Source organism: Burkholderia sp. Tr-862 (genome assembly GCF_011753085.1).
GTDB lineage: Bacteria > Pseudomonadota > Gammaproteobacteria > Burkholderiales > Burkholderiaceae > Burkholderia > Burkholderia ambifaria.
Genome location: NZ_VWWG01000074.1, coordinates 1 through 16,896 on the forward strand (window position 1 = coordinate 1; position 16,896 = coordinate 16,896).

Here is a 16,896-nt window from a genome sequence, read left to right on the forward strand (position 1 = left end):
TCCCTTCAGGTCGAAACACGACATCCCGCGCCCGGCGCCCACCGCGCCGCGCGCGAAGTCGCGCGCCGCCGTGCGGCACGCGTCGTCGTAATGCGCGGCCGTCACCGCGAACGCCTGGATATCGTTCAGATAGCCGTCGTTGCACTCGAACACGAGCGGATTGACGGTCGACCAGTCGCGGCCGATCTGCGGATTGTTCGCGATCGCCGCGCGGATCTGTGCCTGCGCGATCGCGCCGACGCCGAACGTGTTGGTCAGCGCGATCGGCGTATCGAGCGTGCCGAGCTCATCGACCTGCACGAGCCCGACGCTCTTGCCGAAGCCGTTGATCACGGCCGCGCCGGCCGGCACCTTGCTGCGGTACAGGTCACCCGGATGCGGCTTCACGACGGTGACGCCCGTCTGCACGTCGCCGGCATCGAGCGTCGCATGGCCGACCGTCACGCCCGGCACGTCGGCGATCGTGCCGCGTGGCCCGGGCGGCAGCGTCGCGGCCCACATCGGCACTGCGCGCATCAGCGGCGCTCCAGCTTCGGATCGAGTGCGTCGCGCAGCCCGTCGCCGAGCAGGTTGAACGCGAGCACGGTCAGGAAGATCGCCAGGCTCGGGAAGATCGCGACGTGCGGCGCGGTCACCATGTCCGCGCGCGCCTCGTTGAGCATCGCGCCCCACTCCGGCGTCGGCGGCTGCGCGCCGAGCCCGAGGAACGACAGGCTGGCGGCCGTGATGATCGACGTGCCGATCCGCATCGTGAAGTAGACGACGACGGACGACACGGTGCCCGGCAGGATGTGCCGCATGATGATCGTCCAGTCGGACGCGCCGATGCTGCGCGCGGCTTCCACGTAGGTCATGTGCTTGAGCATCAGCGTGTTGCCGCGCACGAGCCGCGCGAACGCCGGAATGCTGAAGATCGCGACCGCGCAGATCACGTTGACCATCCCGTTGCCGAGGATCGCGACCACGCCGATCGCGAGCAGGATCCCCGGGAACGCGAACAGCACGTCGGCCACGCGCATCGTGATGCGGTCCCACCAGCCTTCGTAGTAGCCGGCGAGCAGCCCGAAGAACGTGCCGATGAGCGCGCCGAGCGCGACCGAGAAGAAGCCGGCCGCGAGCGAGATGCGCGTGCCGGTGATGATCCGGCTGAAGATGTCGCGGCCGAGCGAGTCGACGCCGAACCAGTGCACGGCCGACGGCCCCGCGTTCAGCGCGTCGTAGTCGAAATAGTTTTCCGGATCGAACGGCGCGATGTGCGGGCCGACGAACGCCAGCACGACGAGCGCGAGCACGAAACCGCCCGCGACGAGCGCGACGGTCTGCTTGCGGAACTTGCGCCAGAATTCGCGCCACGGCGTGCGGATCGCGTTCGATGCGGCCGGCGCCGCGGGCTGGACAGTCGCGTTCATGCGCGCCTCACTTGAACCGGATGGTCGGGTTGATGACCGCGTACAGCACGTCGACGGTCAGGTTGATCAGGATGAACTCGAGCGAGAACAGCAGCACGATCGCCTGGATCACCGGGTAGTCGCGCATCGTCACCGCGTCGACCAGCAGGCGCCCCAGCCCCGGCCAGTTGAACACGGCCTCGACGACGATCGAGCCGCCGAGCAGGAAGCCGAACTGCAGCCCCATCATCGTGACGACCGGGATCATCGCGTTGCGCAGGCAGTGCTTGAGCACGACCATCGGCTCGTGCACGCCCTTCGCGCGCGCGGTGCGCACGAAGTCCTCGTTGAGCACCTCGACGAACGACGCGCGCGTGAAGCGCGCCATCACGGCCGCGACCGCGGCGCCGAGCGTCAGCGACGGCAGCACGTAGCTTTTCCACGTGCCGTCCGGCACGACGGGCAGCCAGCCGAGCTTCACCGAGAAGATTTCCATCAGCAGCATACCGAGCGCGAACGCCGGAAACGAGATGCCCGACACCGCGATCGTCATCCCGAGGCGGTCGGGCCAGCGGTTGCGCCACACCGCCGACGCGATCCCGATCGCCATCCCGAACGCCGTCGCCCACACCATGCTGACGAGCGTCAGCAACAGCGTCGGCATGAAGCGCTCGCCGATCTCGGTCGACACCGGCCGCTTGCTGCGCGTCGATGTGCCGAAATCGCCGTGCGCGATCTTCACGAAGAAGTTCGCGAACTGCGCGGGCAGCGGCCGGTCGAGGCCGAGATCGGTGCGCACCAGCGCGACCGTCGCGTCGTCGGCTTCGGGGCCCGCCGCGAGCCGCGCCGGGTCGCCCGGCAGCAGGTGCACGAACAGGAATACCAGCACCGCGACGATCGCGAGCGTGGGCAGCAGGCCGAACAGGCGTTTGACGAGAAAATTCAGCATGGGGCACCGATCGAATCAGCGCGCCGGCAGCTTGCGCCGCCGGCACTGCGTAGCGGGCGAACCGCCGTCATTTCACCGAGATTTCGTCGAAGTTGAACGAACCGTCCGGCATCACGTACATGCCGTGCAGGCGCTTGTTACGCGCATAAACGATCTTCTCCTGCACCAGGAAAATCCACGGCGCATCGGCCCACACCTGCTTCTGCGCGTCGGCGTACAGGGCGGCCTTCTTCGCACGGTCGGTGGTCTCGAGCGCCTTCGCGAGATCGTCGTCGACCGTACCGTTCTTGTAGTACGCGGTGTTGTAGAGCTTCGGCGGCGCCGACGTGGACCCGAGCAGCGGCGACAGCGCCCAGTTCGCCTCGCCCGTCGAGGCCGACCAGCCGCTGTAGTACATCCGCACGGGCGCCGTCGCCGGATCCTGCGCGCTCTCGACCTTCGCGACCCGCTCGCCGGCTTCCAGCGCCTGCACCTGCACCTTCACGCCGACCTGCGCGAGCTGCTGCTGCACGAACTGGATCAGCTTCTGTGCCGTCGAATGGTTGTACGCGGACCAGAGCGTCGATTCGAAGCCGTTCGGATAGCCGGCCTCCTTCAGCAGCGCGCGCGCCTTCGCCGGATCGTACGGCCACGGCCCGAGCTTGGTCGCGTATTCGACGCCGACCGGTGCGACGCCCGTCTGCGGGGTCGCATAACCGGCGAACACGACCTTCGCGAGCGCTTCCTTGTTGACCGCGTAGTTCAGCGCCTCACGCACCTTCGGATTGTCGAACGGCTTCTTCTGCGTGTTCAGCGAGATGTAGCGCTGGATGATCGACGGCCGCTCTATCAGCTCGACCTTCGGGTTGCTCTTCAGGTCGGCGGCCTGCTCGAACGGAATCGTGAACGCGAAATCCGCCTCGCCGGTCTTGAGCAGCGCGGCGCGCGTGTTGTTGTCGACCACCGGCTTCCAGTCGATCGAATCGACCTTCGGATAGCCCTTCTTCCAGTAGCCGGCAAACTTCTTCACCTTCATGTCGTCGGTCTGCTTCCATTCGACGAACTCGAACGGGCCCGTGCCGACCGGATGCAGCGACACGTCGTGCCCCCACTTCTTCAGCGCGGCCGGCGAAATCATCACCGCCGACGGGTGCGCGAGCGTGTTGATGAACGCGGAGAACGGCTCGCGCAGCGTGAACTTCACCGTCATCGGATCGACCACCTCGGTCTTCTCGATCACGCGGAACAGCCCGTAACGCTTCAGCTTGTTCGCCGGATCGGTCACGCGGTCGAAGTTCGCCTTCACCGCGGCGGCGTTGAAATCGGTGCCGTCCTGGAACTTCACGCCCTCGCGCAGCTTGACCGTATAGGTCTTCGCATCGGGCGACGCCTGGTAGCCTGTCGCGAGCACGTTGACGAGCTTCATGTCCTTGTCGAAGCCGAACAGCCCTTCGTAGAACGACTTGACGACGGCTTGGGACACCGTGTCGTTCGCGTCGTACGGGTCCATCGTCGTGAACGTCGAGTACACGGCGACCACGACGTTCTGTTGCGCGAACGCGGGCGCCGCGACCGACAGCGCGAGCGCGCCTGCCCCCGCAGCGAAGAGCGCGCGCGGACGGAACACCGGGAACGAATGCGGCTTGTTCATTTTGTCTGGCTCCTGTGGATGATTCGGTAACGCGTGGTGGAAATCGCGGCGTGACTGCATCCGCTCGGGAAAATGACGCCGTTGCCTGGCACGTGCGCAGCTGCGGTCCATATGCGCCTCGCCGTGCAATCAATACGCGCCGCCGACGCGATGCGTCGCGACGAAATGATCGGGGCCGACCGCGACGAGCGGCGCGACCGTCGGCTCGTCGCCGATCGCGCGGATCGGGCTCGGAATCTCGTCCGCCGCAAGCTGGCGCGGCGCATGCCGGCGCGCGGGGTCGGCCACCGGCACCGCGCTCATCAACTTCCTCGTATAAGGATGCTGCGGCGCCTCGAATACCGCGCGGCGCGGGCCGATCTCGACGATCTGGCCGAGATACATCACCGCGACGCGATGACTGATGCGCTCGACCACCGCCATGTCGTGCGAGATGAACAGATACGCGACGCCGAGCTCACGCTGCAGGTCGAGCATCAGGTTGACGATCTGCGCCTGCACCGACACGTCGAGCGCGGACACCGATTCATCGGCGATCACGACCTTCGGGTTCAGCGCGAGCGCGCGCGCGATGGCGATCCGCTGGCGCTGGCCGCCCGAGAATTCGTGCGGGTAGCGGCGCGCGGCCTCCGGCGGCAGGCCGACCTTGTCGAGCAGCCAGTCGACGCGCGCCTGCGCTTCGCGGCCGCTCGCGACACCGTGCACGAGCAGCGGCTCCATGATCGAGAAGCCGACCGTCAGGCGCGGGTTCAGCGACGCGAACGGATCCTGGAAGATGAACTGGATGTTCCGGCGCAGCGCCTGCAGGTCCGCGCCCTTCATCGCGCTGATGTCGCGGCCGTCGAATTCGATCGAGCCGCTCTGCGATTCGACGAGCCGCAGCAGCGAGCGACCGGTGGTCGACTTGCCGCAGCCCGATTCGCCGACGAGCGCGAGCGTCTCGCCCGCGCGCAGCTCGAAACTCACGCGCTCGACCGCATGCACGTACTGCGACACGCGACTGAACACGCCGCTCTTCACCGGAAACCGCGTGACGAGATCGCGCACGCGCAGAATCGGCGGCGCGGCCGGATCGACCGGCGGCTGCGCGTCGGCGGCGTCGTGCGCGGCGGTCGCCGGCGCGGCCGCGCCCGTGGCGTCTACCTTCAGCAGCGGGAATTTCTCGGGGATATCGGTGCCCTGCATCGAGCCGAGCCGCGGCACGGCCGCGAGCAGCGCACGCGTGTAGCGATGCGCGGGCGTCGCGAAAATGCGCTCGGACTCGCCCTCCTCGACCTTCTCGCCCCGATACATCACGAGCACGCGGTCGGCCACTTCGGCGACGACGCCCATGTCGTGCGTGATGAAGATCACGCCCATGTTCATTTCGTCCTGCAGGCCGCGGATCAGTTGCAGGATCTGCGCCTGGATCGTCACGTCGAGCGCGGTCGTCGGCTCGTCGGCGATCAGGAGCGCGGGCCGGCACGACAGCGCCATCGCGATCATCACGCGCTGCCGCATCCCGCCGGACAACTGGTGCGGATACCGCGCGAACACGCGGCGCGCCTCCGGGATACGCACGAGATCGAGCAGCCGCAACGCCTCCGCGCGCGCTTCGGTCGCGCTTTTCGACTGGTGCAGCGCGATCGCCTCGCTGATCTGGTCGCCGACCGTAAACACCGGGTTCAGCGACGTCATCGGTTCCTGGAAGATCATCGCGATGTCCGCGCCGCGGATCCCGCGCATCGTCGCCGCGCTCGCCTGAGCGAGGTCGACGAGCGCGCCGCCGCGACGCCGCAACGCGATCCGGCCGCTCGTGATCTCGCCACCGCCGTGCTCGACGAGCCGCATCAGCGCGAGCGACGTGACCGACTTGCCGGAGCCCGATTCGCCGACGATCGCGAGCGTCTCGCCGCGGTCGACGTGAAACGACACGTTGCGCACCGCATCGAACGTCGCGGCGCCGCGACGGAACATGACCGACAGGTCATCGACGGCGACGACGCGCTGATCCGGCAGCACCAGCGCGGACGGGGTTCGGCTCGAAGTCATGCGAAGGTCTCCTGGTGCGATCCGGAATCAGGCCGCATCGTCGCGATAGATGCCGACCACGGGCGTCTCGCCGACGCGCGCATAGCCGCGATACATCCCTTCCGTATTGAACGGCATCGCGACGTTGCCCTGCGCATCGACCGCGATGATCCCGCCGCGCCCGGCCAGCCGCGGCAGCTTGTTCATCACGGCGTCGTGCGCGGCGTCGGCGAGCGATGCGCCGCGATACGCCATCTGCGCGGCCACGTCGTGCGCGGTCGCAAGGCGGATGAACATCTCGCCGGTGCCCGTCGCGGATACCGCGCAGGTCGCGTCGTCCGCGTAGCAGCCGGCGCCGATGATCGGCGAATCGCCGACGCGTCCAGGCTGCTTGTTCGTGATGCCGCCGGTCGACGTCGCCGCCGCGACATGGCCGTTGAGGTCGCACGCGACCGCGCCGACCGTGCCGTGCTTGCGATCGGGATCGAGCGGCTCGGCCGGCTCGGCCCGTTGTCCTGCGCCGAACGCGAAGCTCGCGGCGTCGTGATCGAGCATCGTGCCGGCCGCCGCCGCGCGTGCCTTGACCCACTGCGCATGGCGCGCTTCGGTGTCGAAGTAGCCGGGCTCGGCGAGTTCGAGGCCCTGCTCGGCCGCGAACGCGTCGGCGCCCACGCCGGCGAACAGCACGTGCTCGCTCGCCTCCATCACGCGCCGCGCGGCGAGCACCGGATTGCGCACGCGCGTCGCGCTGCAGACCGCGCCGGCCGCGAGCGTCGCGCCGTCCATCACCGCCGCGTCGAGTTCGTGCTTGCCTTCGGCCGTATAGACGGCGCCGCGCCCGGCGTTGAAGAGCGGACAGTCCTCGAGCATCCGTACGGCGACGGTGACGGCGTCGAGCGCGCTGCCGCCGTCGGCGAGCACCTGCTGCGCGGCCTGCAGGATCGCGGTGAGCTCGGCGCGGTACCGGTGTTCGGTGTCGGTATCCATCGCATCGCGCAGGATCGTGCCTGCTCCGCCATGAATCGCGATGATCGCGGGTGAAGTCATGATTTTTTCGGACCGGAGGAAGAAGGGTTGGCGGCCGGCAGCGCCGCTTGCGGCTGACTCAGCCACGGCAACAGGAATTCGGTCATTTCGGCGGCGGACTTCGCGGAGCGGTGCGTGCGTAGCGCGACCGCATCGATCAGCGCCTCGATCATCGTCAGCACGGCCGCTTCCGACGTGGCCGCGAAACGCCGTTCGGCCTTCACGTACAGGTTCAGCGATGCGACCGGCGCGAGCGGCGAACCAGGCCCGTCGGAAATGCCGAGCACGCGTGCGCCACGCGCGGCCGCGCGGCGGGCAAGCTCGATCGTGTCCTTCACGTAGCGCGGAAACGCGAGCGCGATCACGAGATCGCGCGAGTCGGCCGTATACAAGCGCCGCGCCGCATGCGAAGGGCCGCCGAGCAGCGCGAGCGACTGCACGTTGTCGTGACACACCGACAATCCGTGTTCCATCAAGCCGGTCAGAAACGCGCTCGAACCGGCGCCGAGAATCAGCACGCGCCGCGCGCCGACGATCGCCTCGACGGCCGCCTCGACGTCGGTCGCATCCAGCTGCGCACGCGTGTTCTCGATGTTCTCGATGGCCTGGTCGAACACCGCATCGATCCATGCGGCGCCGCGAACGCCCTGCTCCTGTTCCTGCTCCTGCGCGGAACGCAGCCGTTCGACGGGGCCGAGCGTCGCCTCGAAGCCGCGCACGAGCGCCGCACGCATCGCCGGATAGCCGTCGAAGCCGAGCGCCTTCGCGAAGCGGTTCGCGGTCGCGATCGATGCATTGACCGCCTGCGCGAGCTCGTCGATCCGCATCGTCGCCGCGCGAAAGGGATTCGCGAGCACGAACTCGCCCATCCGGCGATGGATAGGCGTCATCCGCGGCATGGCCGACGCGATGCGCTCCGCGATCGCGGATTCATCCTGGCTGACAGCGTGCGGAGCGAGAGGCGTCATGCGAATGGTTTTGCAAGGTAGATGAAAATCAATTTACACAATCTGTTATCCGGAAAAAAATAAATTTTCATCAGGGTTGTCACGCCCTCGTCGCGCCTGTCTGGTGGGTGAGTCGTACGACCGGCGCTCAGTCCCGTCGCGCGGGCGTTCGGCACGCGGTCGTGCGCATCGCGACGGACGCCGCATCCACATGCCTCTCGGGAAAACCCCGAGCACGTTCGTTCGAATGCAGATTCACGTTGACCTGATTCGAATTCGAACATAGGATGTTCGAAAATGATCAGTCGTCAGATAACGTAACTTTCGGTTCCCGCTGAATGTTCGAGCGAACACGGCCCTTTCGCCAAGGAAGCAGGCGAATCGGCGTTCGCCAAGATCGGACATCGTATGAATAAGACTGAGCAAGGCGCCCCAGCCGGGCGGGCTTGCATGAATCAGGAGACAGCAGTGAAGACAGTCAAGGCGTTGCGCTGGTGGATCATCGTGCTGGTATGTCTGGGCACGATCCTCAACTATCTCGCACGAAATTCCCTCGCGGTGCTCGCACCGGAACTGAAGCATGTGTTCGCGATCTCGACGCAGCAGTACTCGTACATCGTCGGCGCGTTCCAGATCGGCTACACGATCATGCAGCCGGTGTGCGGATTCATCGTCGACCTGATCGGGCTGCGGCTCGGGTTCGCGCTGTTCGCGATGCTGTGGTCGGTGGTCGGCGTCGCGCACGGCTTCGCGTCGGGCTGGCTGTCGCTCGGCATCCTGCGCGGCCTGCTCGGGCTGTTCGAGGCCGCGGCGATTCCGTCGGGGATGAAGGCCGTCGCCGAATGGTTTCCCGATCGCGAGAAATCCGTCGCGGTCGGCTACTTCAACGCGGGCACGTCGCTCGGCGCCGCGATCGCGCCGCCACTCGTCGTGTTCCTGTCGATGCGGTTCGGCTGGCAATCCGCGTTCATGGTCACCGGCGCGCTCGGCTTCGCGTGGGCCGTGCTCTGGTACACGCAGTACCGGTCGCCGGCCGATCATCCGCGCCTCACGTCGCAGGAGCGCACGCTGATTCGCGACGGCCAGGCCACGATGCCGGCCGTGTCGAAGCGCCGGATTCGCGACGTCGTCACCGCGCGCCGCTTCTGGGCGATCGCGCTGCCGCGCTTCTTCGCGGAACCCGCGTGGCAGACCTTCAGCTTCTGGATTCCGCTGTATCTCGCGACCGAACGCCACATGGCGCTCACGGAGATCGCCATCTTCGCGTGGATGCCGTTCCTCGCGGCAGACCTCGGCGGCATCGCCGGCGGCTACCTGTCGCCCTACCTCGCGAAACGGTTCAGTCTGCCGCTCGTGTGGTCGCGGGTCGCGGGCGTCGCGCTCGGCGCGGTGCTGATGCTCGGGCCGGCGACGATCGGGCTCGTGTCGTCGCCGTACATGGCCATTGCGCTGTTCTGCGTCGGCGGTTTCGCGCACCAGATGATCTCCGCACTCGTCAACACGCTGTCGGCCGACGTGTTCGATTCCGAGGAAGTCGGCACCGCCAGCGGCTTCGCGGGAATGGCCGCGTGGATCGGCGGGCTCGGCTTCTCGCTGCTGGTCGGCGCGCTCGCCGACAAGATCGGCTACGCGCCGCTGTTCGCGTGCCTCGGCCTGTTCGACATCATCGGCGTCACGCTGCTCGCGGTGCTGATCCGCGGGCAGTCGAAGCAGGAACGCCTGTTCGCGCAACACGCCTGACATCCGTTCTCACCAGGAATTGCCTTCATGACTTCGCTTCTTCATCCGCCCGTGTTCCGCGTCGCCGACCGGCAGGCGAACCGCGTGCTGCTCGCGTCCGACGCGGGCGCGACCCTCGAGATCTTCGTGCTCGAGGACGACATCGTGCGCGTGCGCGTCCTGCCCGACGCGACGCCGCGCAATCCGCGCACGTGGACGATCGCGCCGGGCCTCGACGACGTGCCGCTCGACGGGCGCGACCGTCTCGACCTGAGCGGCTTCGCGCTGCCAGCCTACGACTTCGTCGAAGACGACAGCGACGTGCGCATCGAGACCGCGCAGGTCCGTCTCGCCGTGCGCCGGCAAGGCGGCCATTGCACGTGGTCGATGCGCGGCGCCGACGGCGCGTGGCGCGTCGTGCTCGCCGACCGCGCGACGCAGGCGTACAACTTCGGCTGGTGGGACGACCGCGCCTACCACTACGTCGCACGCGAGCGCGGCGACAAGGTGTTCGGTCTCGGCGAACGCGCGGGCGACCTCGACCGCACCGGCGCACGCTTCGAGATGCGCAACATCGACGCGATGGGCTACAGCGCGAAGCATACGGATCCGCTGTACAAGCACATCCCGTTCTACGTCACGTGGTCGCCCGACGCATGCCAGGGCTTCGGGCTGTTCTACGACACGCTGTCGGATTGCACGTTCGACATAGGTCGCGAGCTCGACAACTACCACGGGCTGTACCGCTACTTCGTCGCCGAGCACGGCGATCTCGACTACTACTTCATCGCGTCGCCCGACACGCCGCTCACGGCCGCGCGGCGCTTCACGTGGCTCACCGGGCGCCCGGCGCGCACGCCGAAATGGGGCCTCGGCTATTCAGGCTCGACGATGAGCTACACCGATGCGCCGGACGCGCAGCGGCAGATGAACCAGTTCGTCGAGCAGTGCGACGCGCACGACATCCTGTGCGACTCGTTCCACCTGTCGTCGGGCTATACGTCGATCGGCGCGAAGCGCTACGTGTTCAACTGGAACCGCGAGAAGTTTCCCGACGCGAAAGGTTTCGTGAAGCATTACCGCGACCACGGCATCCGGCTGTGCGCGAACATCAAGCCGTGCCTGCTGCGCGACCACCCCGCGTTCGACGATGCCGCGCGGCGCGGGCTGCTGATCCGCTCGGCGTCCGGCGAACCGGCATGGGTGCAGTTCTGGGACGAAGTCGGTGCGTATATCGACTTCACGCAGCCGGACGCCTACCGCTGGTGGCGCGAGCAGGTCACGTCGGCGCTACTCGACTACGGGATCGAGTCGACCTGGAACGACAACAACGAATACGAGATCTGGTCGCCCGACGCGATCGCGCACGGTTTCGGCCAGCCGTTCCCGGCGCGCGAGGCGAAGGTGCTGCAGACGATGCTGATGATGCGCGCGTCGCGCGACGCGCAGCGCGCGCATGCGCCGGCGCAGCGGCCGTTCCTCGTGTCGCGCTCGGGCGGCGCAGGCATGCAGCGCTATGTGCAGACCTGGTCCGGCGACAACTACACGTCGTGGGAAACGCTGCGCTACAACCTGAAGATGGGCCTCGGGCTCGCGTTGTCCGGCGTGTCGAACATCGGTCACGACATCGGCGGCTTCTCCGGTCCCGCGCCGTCGCCCGAGCTGCTGTTGCGCTGGGTGCAGTTCGGCATCTTCATGCCGCGCTTCAGCATCCATTCGTGGAATGACGACGGCACCGTCAACGAACCGTGGATGTATCCCGAGATCACCGCGCAGATCGCGTCGCTGATCAAGCAGCGCTACCGACTGCTGCCCTATCTCTACCACCTGCTGTGGCTGTCGACCACGCGCTACGAGCCCGTGCTGCGGCCGACCTTCGGCGATTTCCCCGGCGACCCGCGCTGCTACGACGAATGCGACGACATGATGCTCGGCGACGCGCTGCTGGTGGCGCCGGTCGTCGACCCGGGCCACACGGAGCGCACGGTCTACCTGCCGTCCGGTGCGCGCTGGATGTGCTGTGCGAGCGCGCAGTCGTTCGACGGCGGCGCGAGCGTGACGCTGCCCGCGCCGCTCGACACGCCGGTGATGCTGTTGCGCGAAGGCCGCTTGCTGCCGCTGAACGTCGCCGCGCAGCGGTTCGGCGCACGCGCCGACACACGCGGCTTCATCGTCGCGCCGCGCATCGAGGACGGTGTTGCGTACGGCGAGTGCGTGGAGGACGACGGCGAAACGGAAGCATGGCGCGACGATGAATACGGGCTGTGGCGCATCGAGACCGGACGCGAGGCATCGGGCGAACTCGGCGTGTCGGTCCGCTGGGAAGGCCGCATGCGCCGCCCCGCCGAGCGCGTCGAGATCCTGCTGCCGGCGTCACTGCAAGGGGCGCTTGCGGTGCGCGGCGCGCGCGTCGAGCACGATGCGCGCGACGGCGAGTGGCGTCGCATCGTCGTGGCGCTCGTCGACTGATCGCGCAAGGCTGCGCGAACTCGAAACCCTGATCGGGTGGGCCGTACCCGCGGCCCGCCACCCACCAAAGAGGAGGCCCCCAGCCTCCCGCCCCGTTGAAGAGACTTGGAGATCGACGATGAATGCACCGCATCACCGTTTTGCAATCCTTATTTTATCGGCCGCGTCGTTCGGCGCTGGCGCAGCCCATGCGCAGAGCAGCGTGACGCTGTACGGCGTGGTCGACGATTCGATCGCGTACGTGAACAACCAGCAAGGCCACTCGAACGTGTACATGCGCGACGGCAACCTGTATGCGTCGAAGTTCGGGCTGCGCGGCGACGAGGATCTCGGCGGCGGCACGCACGCGATCTTCGATCTGCAATCCGGCTTCAACCTGAACACCGGTGCGCAAGCGGCCGCCGGCACGATCTTCAACCGCCAGGCCTACGTCGGGCTGCGCAACGACCATTACGGCACGGTGACAGCCGGCCGCCAGTACACGCCGTACTTCCTGCTGGTCGGACCGTACGCGTCGAGCAGCTGGCTGACCGGCGCGACCGGCGCGCATCCGGGCGATATCGACGGCCTCGACACGACGATCCGCGTGAACAACTCGGTCACCTATACGTCGCCGACCCTTTCCGGGCTGACCGCGAGCGCGATGTACGCATTCGGCGGCATCGCCGGTGCGACCGGCAAGGGCAACACGTTCAGCGCCGCGCTCCGCTATGCGAACGGGCCGGTCGGGATCGCGGCCGGCTACTTGCGCATCAACAGTTCGGGTTCTTCGGCCGGCTTCCTGAATCCGGCGACCGCGGCGTCGGGCAGCTTCGCGGTGTCCGTGCTCAACCAGGGCTACCTGAGCGCGAAGGCCATCGAGCAGGTCGCGGCGGCCGGCAACACCACGCTCGGCAACCTGACGATGGGCCTCAACTACTCGAACGTGAAGTACCTGCCGGGCAACGGCTCCGCGTTCACGGATACGGCCGTGTTCAATACCTACGGCGCGCTCGCCGCGTACCGCTTCACGCCGACCTTCTCGGTGGCCGGCGCGTTCGCGTACACGCTCGCGTCGAAGGCGAACGGCGTGTCTGGCGCGGCCCGCTACCAGCAGTATTCGCTGAAGGAGTCGTACAGCCTGTCGAAGCGCACGACGCTCTATGCGCTGCAGGCGTATACGCATTCGAGCGGGCAGACGCTCGGCGCGCAAGGCGCCGGCCATATCGTCGACGCGGCGCCGATCGTCGGCGATTCGCAACAGCTCACGCCGTCGACGACGCACGGCCAGTTCGTCGGCATGGCCGGGATCGCCGTGACGTTCTGAACCCGCGCGGCGGCGCATCGTCCGCGTGCGGCGCCGGACCATGCGCATGCCGGTGCGGCGTCCGGGTTGCCCGCATGCCGCGCAGCCCGTGCGGTTTTCGCTTTCGTCGCGATCACTTACAATCCATCAGGTTGATTCCTGCACGACCCTTCGTGCAGCCCTGACACCGCGGTACACTCGACGCACGCCGTATCAGGGTCCGGCGCGCGACACGCGCGGCCGGACGGCGTCGCGCTTCGTTGCGCCCACAACTGGATGCCAGCCATGCCGGAATCCCGCCTCCCGCCACCTTCCCCGCTCGAGCCAAAGGTCGGCCGCGCCGCCTTCGCCCCGTCACGCCCGTGCGCGACGATCGTCGGAGCCGCGCAATGAGCGGCCTCGTGCACGATCGCACCGGCGACCTCGTCGCACTCGCGACGCTCGCGCTGCTTTACTTCGGTGGCGTCGGTCTCGCGTTGTGGCGGATTCGCACCGCCGCGCCGCGCGGCAAGCTCTACTGGATCGCCTGCATCGCCCTGCTGGCCGGCGGCGCCATTGCGATGACCGCGAACCTGTCACCGATACCGAACAGCGGCGAGATGCCGCCGGGTTTCGCGCTCGGCGTCGAGGCGGTGCTGCTCGGGCTCGCGCTCGTCGCGGCCGGCTGCGCATGGCTGATGTTGCGCGCAAGGCGCGGCTGATACCTGGACTTGCACGGCCCCGCGCGTGTCGAACGTCGGCCCGCCGCCTTCTACTGAAACTGAAGCGTCATGCGGACGGCGCCCGCGCCGCGACGAGCCAGCACGCCGCGTCGAAGCGTACGTCCGCGCCCTGCACGTAGCGCTCGAACGCGGCGCGAACCGTATCGATCACCCGTCGACGCGTCGCGTCATCCACCTGCCGAAGCGCGACCCCGACCGGCCCCAGTCGCGCGACGTAGTCGTCCAGCGCGGGCGCCGGCAACGCGCACGCGACGTCGATCGGCTCGATCGCGATATCGGCCCAGCCGCTGTCCGACAATACCGACGCGATGCGCTGCCGGTCGCCGAACGCGAATTGTCCCGGTGCACCCGGCTGCCGCGCCGGCAGGTTCGGCAGCAAGGGCGCCGCGACGCGCTCGGCCGTCGTCATGAACGGATTGTCGGCGGCGCCGCGCCATGCGACGAATCGCAGTTGCGCGTTCGCGCGCGCCGCATGCCGCAGGTTCGCGAACGCGCGCACCGGATCGTCGAAGAACATCACGCCGAAGCGCGACACGATCAGGTCGAACTGATCCGGCGCGAACGCATGCGTCTGCGCATCCGCAGGCACGAAGCTGGCGCCCAGGCCATCGCGCTCGGCGCGTGCCTGTGCGGCGGCGATCATCCGCGCCGAGATGTCGACACCCGTACAGTGCGCATGCGCGCCCAGCCGCCGTGCCATCGCGAGCGTCACCGCGCCGGTGCCGCAGCCGACGTCGAGCACGCGGCGTGCGGACGCCGCCACCGCCGCATCCGCGAGCAGTGTCTCGAACGGCTCGAACATCCGGTCGAGCGAGCGTTGCGCGTCGACCCACGCAAGCCCCGACGGGCCGTTCCACAGCGCAGACTGCGCTTCGTTTGCCCGGTTGTCTTCCATCGTCGATTCTCCTTGTTCCCGCGTCGTTGACCGTGATGCACACTATGCTGCTTCAAGCCGGCTTGAGGTCAAGCCCGCGACCGCGGCACGACCCGTGCGCCGGGCGCCTGCCGCAACCCGCGTTTCATATTTCTTACATTCGTGTTGCGTATCGTTGACGGCTTTCCTACGGTGCCTCCCCATGCGACGACTCCTCTCTCGCGCGCTGTTCGTGCGTTGCGCTCCGCTTGTTGCCCTCGTGGCGCTGTCCGCGTGTTCGAATCACATCGATACGCCGGCCGACCCGGCCAGCGCCGCGATCAACGTGCAGGCCGCGTGGGTCGAGATCGGCGATGCGAACCAAGCGATCGCGCGCGTGATCACGAACTACAGCCCGGCTTCCGCGAGCGATCCGCTGTGTCCGCAATTGTCCGTCGACGGCAAGCTGTCGCGCATGACGCTGCGCGCCGGCGCCGCGACCGTCGCGCAGCGGCCGACCGCCAGCGACCCGGCCGACTCGAAACCGTCGAGCTTCCCGGTGTCGGTCTGCGAAACGACGCTGCCGGCCGATGCGCAGACGGCCAGCGTCGCGGGCCGCGCGCTGCCGCTGCCGAAAGCGCAGCCGCGGCGCATCGCGATCATCGCCGACACCGGCTGCCGGATGAAGAAGGCCGACAACGCATGGCAGGCGTGCAACGACGCGACGGTCTGGCCGTTCGACACGATCGCGGCGAGCGTCGCGAAGCTGTCGCCGGATCTCGTGCTGCATGTTGGCGACTATCACTATCGCGAGAACGCGTGCCCGCCCGACATCGCCGGCTGCAAGGACAGCCCGTGGGGCTATGGCTGGGATACGTGGCAGGCCGACCTGTTCCGCCCGGCCGCGCCGCTGTTCGCGAAGGCGCCGTGGGTGGTCGTGCGCGGCAACCACGAGGAATGCGCGCGGGCCGGCCAGGGCTGGTACCGCTTCCTCGATCCGCGCCCGTATTCGGCGGGCCGTTCGTGCAACGATCCGGCCAACGATGACGACGCGAACTACTCGGATCCCTATGCGGTGTCGCTCGGCGGCGGCACGCAGGTGATCGTGTTCGACACCGCGAAGGTCGGCCGCAATCCGCTGAAGACGACCGACGCGCAATTCCGTCTCTACCAGAAGCAGTTTCAGACGGTCGCGTCGCTCGCGTCGAAGGCCGGCATCACGACGACGATCTTCACGAACCACCATCCGATCCTCGCGTTCGCGCCGATCGCCGGCAGCACGCCCGCGCCGGGCAACCTCGCGCTGCAGTCGGTGATGTCGAGCCTGAACGCGCAGGCGTACTACCCGCCCGGCATCCACGTCGCGCTGCACGGGCACGTGCACGACTTCCAGGCGATCAACTTCTCGTCCGGACATCCGGCGACGATCGTGTCCGGCAACGGCGGCGACAACCTCGACGTCGCGCTGCCCGACCCGTTCCCGGCCGGCCTGACGCCCGCACCGGGCGCCGTGATCGAGCGGCTGTCGCACAACAACACTTTCGGCTTCCTGATCATGGAGCGGCGTGCGGCGCCGGCGACGGGCTGGGTGTTCCGTGCGTATTCGGCGGCGGGCAAGCTGCTCGCGTCGTGCGACCAGTCGGGCACGACGCTCGCCTGCGACAAGACGGGGTTCATCGCGCCGTGACCGACGAAGTTCGATTGCATGACGGTTTGACGGGTTTGACGGATTCGGGCGGCCGCCGGCGACGGATGGCCGGATCGCGGAAGCGGCCGGTTTCGTCGGCCGTCTGTGCCGAGGGTTCGGTTTGCGCTTCGGTTTTGTCGGCCGCCTGTGCCGGGCGTTCGGCTTCCGCTTCGGTGTCGTCGGCCGCCTGCTCCGAGCGTTCGGCTTCCAC

Annotated in this window: 14 protein-coding genes; 5 read left to right on the plus strand and 9 right to left on the minus strand. The window is 67.9% G+C overall.

The window, feature by feature from the left end; all coding sequences use genetic code 11:
• From F3J14_RS19900 to F3J14_RS19930, 7 genes are all read right to left on the minus strand, one after another.
• On the minus strand, nucleotides 1-516 hold a 516-nt coding region (locus F3J14_RS19900), incomplete at its 3' end, for a P1 family peptidase (RefSeq protein ID WP_211080371.1).
• Entirely contained in the window at nucleotides 516-1,409 is an 894-nt protein-coding gene (gene gsiD, locus F3J14_RS19905) for a glutathione ABC transporter permease GsiD (RefSeq protein WP_166724477.1), read from the minus strand. The genes gsiD and F3J14_RS19900, both read right to left, overlap by 1 nt.
• A gap of 7 nt (nucleotides 1,410-1,416) precedes the next feature.
• A complete protein-coding gene (gene gsiC, locus F3J14_RS19910; protein WP_006751203.1) occupies nucleotides 1,417-2,337 on the minus strand; it encodes a glutathione ABC transporter permease GsiC in 921 nt (306 codons plus the stop codon).
• Between the two features lie 67 nt (nucleotides 2,338-2,404).
• On the minus strand, nucleotides 2,405-3,967 hold the full coding sequence (gsiB, locus tag F3J14_RS19915; protein ID WP_166724478.1) for a glutathione ABC transporter substrate-binding protein GsiB: 1,563 nt from the start codon (nucleotides 3,965-3,967) through the stop codon (nucleotides 2,405-2,407).
• A 129-nt stretch (nucleotides 3,968-4,096) separates the two neighbouring features.
• Nucleotides 4,097-5,998, minus strand: coding sequence for a dipeptide ABC transporter ATP-binding protein (locus F3J14_RS19920; protein ID WP_166724479.1), 1,902 nt, complete (start codon nucleotides 5,996-5,998; stop codon nucleotides 4,097-4,099).
• A 27-nt stretch (nucleotides 5,999-6,025) separates the two neighbouring features.
• The gene (locus tag F3J14_RS19925) at nucleotides 6,026-7,024 is read right to left on the minus strand and encodes an isoaspartyl peptidase/L-asparaginase (protein WP_166724480.1); all 999 of its coding nucleotides are present in this window, start codon (nucleotides 7,022-7,024) and stop codon (nucleotides 6,026-6,028) included.
• Nucleotides 7,021-7,971, minus strand: a complete 951-nt coding sequence (locus F3J14_RS19930; RefSeq protein ID WP_166724481.1) for a MurR/RpiR family transcriptional regulator — start codon at nucleotides 7,969-7,971, stop codon at nucleotides 7,021-7,023. The genes F3J14_RS19925 and F3J14_RS19930 overlap by 4 nt, the downstream gene beginning before the upstream one ends.
• Nucleotides 7,972-8,418: 447 nt before the next feature.
• On the opposite strand from F3J14_RS19930, the gene F3J14_RS19935 reads away from it, so the two are divergent.
• The 4 genes from F3J14_RS19935 to F3J14_RS19950 all read left to right on the plus strand — a co-directional run bounded on the left by F3J14_RS19935 (nucleotide 8,419) and on the right by F3J14_RS19950 (nucleotide 14,124).
• Nucleotides 8,419-9,690, plus strand: a complete 1,272-nt coding sequence (locus F3J14_RS19935; RefSeq protein ID WP_166724482.1) for an MFS transporter — start codon at nucleotides 8,419-8,421, stop codon at nucleotides 9,688-9,690.
• A 27-nt stretch (nucleotides 9,691-9,717) separates the two neighbouring features.
• Entirely contained in the window at nucleotides 9,718-12,138 is a 2,421-nt protein-coding gene (locus F3J14_RS19940) for a glycoside hydrolase family 31 protein (RefSeq protein WP_166724483.1), read from the plus strand.
• 118 nt (nucleotides 12,139-12,256) lie between these two features.
• Entirely contained in the window at nucleotides 12,257-13,444 is a 1,188-nt protein-coding gene (locus F3J14_RS19945; protein WP_166724484.1) for a porin, read from the plus strand.
• Between the two features lie 368 nt (nucleotides 13,445-13,812).
• Nucleotides 13,813-14,124 carry a hypothetical protein gene (locus tag F3J14_RS19950; RefSeq protein ID WP_165752933.1) on the plus strand — a complete coding sequence of 104 codons (312 nt, stop codon included), beginning with the start codon at nucleotides 13,813-13,815 and terminating at the stop codon, nucleotides 14,122-14,124.
• Between the two features lie 67 nt (nucleotides 14,125-14,191).
• Here F3J14_RS19950 and F3J14_RS19955 read toward each other — a convergent pair whose 3' ends face one another.
• Nucleotides 14,192-15,040 carry a class I SAM-dependent methyltransferase gene (locus tag F3J14_RS19955; protein WP_166724485.1) on the minus strand — a complete coding sequence of 283 codons (849 nt, stop codon included), beginning with the start codon at nucleotides 15,038-15,040 and terminating at the stop codon, nucleotides 14,192-14,194.
• Nucleotides 15,041-15,221: 181 nt separating this feature from the next.
• On the opposite strand from F3J14_RS19955, the gene F3J14_RS19960 reads away from it, so the two are divergent.
• Nucleotides 15,222-16,685 carry a metallophosphoesterase gene (locus tag F3J14_RS19960; protein ID WP_166724486.1) on the plus strand — a complete coding sequence of 488 codons (1,464 nt, stop codon included), beginning with the start codon at nucleotides 15,222-15,224 and terminating at the stop codon, nucleotides 16,683-16,685.
• Here the strand turns inward: F3J14_RS19960 and F3J14_RS19965 are convergent.
• A complete protein-coding gene (locus tag F3J14_RS19965) occupies nucleotides 16,672-16,896 on the minus strand; it encodes a hypothetical protein (RefSeq protein ID WP_166724487.1) in 225 nt (74 codons plus the stop codon). The genes F3J14_RS19960 and F3J14_RS19965 overlap by 14 nt on opposite strands.